The sequence below is a fragment of the Flavobacterium bomense genome, from assembly GCF_003970355.1.
In genome coordinates this window covers 1-1,869 of the sequence record NZ_RYDJ01000053.1, presented here as the reverse complement: position 1 = coordinate 1,869, position 1,869 = coordinate 1, and the positions used below count along the sequence as shown (strand labels likewise).

General features: G+C 31.5%; 2 protein-coding genes and 1 pseudogene. All 3 read right to left on the bottom strand.

All coding sequences use genetic code 11. The features are described 5' to 3' along the window. On the bottom strand, nucleotides 1–559 hold a 559-nt coding region (locus EKL98_RS18525), incomplete at its 3' end, for a response regulator transcription factor (RefSeq protein ID WP_148104424.1). A gap of 498 nt (nucleotides 560–1,057) precedes the next feature. Then, nucleotides 1,058–1,339 carry a 4a-hydroxytetrahydrobiopterin dehydratase gene (locus EKL98_RS15460; protein ID WP_126563096.1) on the bottom strand — a complete coding sequence of 94 codons (282 nt, stop codon included), beginning with the start codon at nucleotides 1,337–1,339 and terminating at the stop codon, nucleotides 1,058–1,060. 39 nt (nucleotides 1,340–1,378) lie between these two features. After that, nucleotides 1,379–1,869, bottom strand: a pseudogene (locus tag EKL98_RS15455) (GntR family transcriptional regulator); the annotation flags it as partial.

Here is a 1,869-nt window from a genome sequence, read left to right as displayed (position 1 = left end):
TTATTTTAAGTTTTTTATTAATGTTTTTTCGATGCGTATTTACTGTATGATTCGAAATAAAAAGTTCATTTCCTATTTCAATACTTGTTTTGCCATCAGCTAATAAAACAATAATTTCAATCTCCCTTTTGGTTAGTAAACTGGCATTGTAATAACTCTTTTTGAGAAAATCTAAATTTTTTAAAACAGAATACAATTCCTCCTTGAAATTCCCCAATAATTCCAAATCATAAGTAAAAATCACGATATTATTACATGCTTCGTTTGCATTTATTTTGAGTTTTGCCGAGGAAACAAACCATTTTTCTTCGACCTCTGCAGCTTTATTAGTACTCCAAAAATAACTATAAACTGCTCCTTCCTCCTGTTTTATCAAAAATCCTGCTATTTGCCTCGCAAATTCCTGTTCCTCAACATCCGAAAGTGATTCGTTAAAATGCTGTTGAAGCATAGTACTATTTTCTTTCTTTCCATCTAATAAAATTACATCGAAAACCCTAACTTGATCTGGAAAAAACCAATTGGAAATTGAACTAAGTTCTTCTAAACCGTTTTTCATATGTTGCTATTTATTTTCCCTAAACAAAAAATCCGCATCATCCCATTTCATATCTTCGATGTAACGAATATTTAGTCCCCCTTTACCATAATAATCAAAATTAATTAAAATTACAAAATCGCTGAATAATATTATTAAAAATCGTTAAAACATTGAATTAAACCGATTAAATACGATAAATGGAAGAAAAAAAAATAAATTAAACGAAAACCATCGTTATAATAAAATCTCATAGTTTTGTTTAACCATGCTACTTATTGCAGACGATTAACAAAGGTTGTGGATTTAAATAAAATTAATTGAAAGTGTCAGGAATAGAAAAGTGTAAAGGAATTTTAGAAAAAGAATCTAAATATAGAAAAAATGCAGGTTAACTACTTTGCTAGCTGCATTTAAAAGTATAAAAAAAAGTAAACTATAAAAATAGCTATACCTATATGAAAATTTGTTATTTAACAAATATAATTTATTGTAAACCAAATGTTTAAATCTATATTTTTAAATTAAAGTGTCTATTATTTTGGCCAATTCGAAATCTTTTGCTGATATTCCATCGACATCGTGGGTAGTGAGGTCAATAGTTACTTTGTTATAAGCGTTTTTCCAATTCGGATGATGCCCAGACTTTTCAGCAACCAAGGCTACAGCCGTCATAAACGAAAAAGCTTCAACAAAATCCTTGAAAAGAAGTTCCCGATGAAGGAATTTTCCTTTTACCAACCAAGACCCATCTATTTGCGGAATTCTGTCCTGAATTTCTTGTTCGTTTAGCTTTTTCATTTAGTTGTTTTTGTTTGACAACATCCAAGGAAATAGAATTTACTCTTTTACCAGATAAATTCCGTCTTCTTTGATCTCGATTAATTTTTCTTTGTATAAAGCGCCAATGGCTTTCTTGAAGGTTTTCTTGCTCATTTTCAAGACCGTTTTGATGTCTTCGGGATGGGAATTATCCGTTAAACGCAAGAAACCGCGACTGGCACGCAATTCATCCAAAATCTTGTCTGCATTGGGTTCTATACTTTGATAGCCCTGGATTTGAAGTGCTACATCTATTTTATTGTCGGGACGAATGGTTTTGATATAGCCTCGCATTCTGTCACCTGTTCGAATGGCATCATCATAGACTTCATCTTTGTACATCAAGCCTTTGTGTTGCTCGTTGATGATGACGTTGATTCCCAATTCGGTGATGTGAGAAACGATTAAATCGACTTCTTCTCCTTTTTCTACTGTTAAATTATCATTCTTCAAAAACTGATTGGTTTTGCTGGACGCTACCAAACGTTTCGTATTGTCATCCATATAAA

Coding starts and splice junctions, on each gene's coding strand:
- EKL98_RS15460 (WP_126563096.1), bottom strand. CDS start 1,339: ATGAAAAAGCTAAACGAACAAGAAATTCAGGACAGAATTCCGCAAATA.